General features: G+C 65.5%; 1 protein-coding gene. It reads left to right on the top strand.

Translation table 11 applies throughout. The annotated features are described in order from the left end of the window. Nucleotides 1–519 (top strand): hypothetical protein (locus tag AC1B00_RS09685; protein ID WP_488849522.1); only part of this gene is annotated, 519 nt, incomplete at both ends.

The raw sequence follows: 519 nt of genomic DNA, 5'->3' as shown, positions 1-519 counted from the left end.
ACCGGCACACCTTCGAGACCCTGGGCGGCGCGTTCTGGCGGGCCCGCTTCTGGGTGCACGATCACCCGCGTTGGAGCAAGGTCCTCGCCGTCGTCCTGATCGACCTGTTCCTGGTTCTGTTCGGCAACACGTACTGGGCCTTCGCCGCTGACGGTGGTGGATCGTCCCCGTTCATGCTGGGCGGCGACATCACCGACAGTGATGGCGTCCCGCTGACCAACTACACCGTGCTCCCGCTCGATCGCGGTGACGTGTTCACGATGGGGAAGTTCTTCATCTCCATGTGGATCGACCCGATCTGGACCGGGCATCTGGGGCTGGTGTCGTGGATGATCTGGTTCTGCAACTGGCTGCTCTCCTTCGAGTGGGTCGACATCGTCGCGGCGCCGTTCGGCGCACTGGCCGACCTCCTGCAGGACTTCCTCGGTGAGATCGCATGGATCCCGTTCGCACTGACGATCGCCGGCGGCGTGGCCGGCCTGGCGATCATGCTCGGCCGGCACTCCACCGGGTGGGCAG

The sequence above is a fragment of the Campylobacter sp. DY7 genome, from assembly GCF_057802535.1.
Note: the sequence above shows the minus strand (reverse complement) of the source record. Positions and strands in the feature narration are given on the sequence as shown.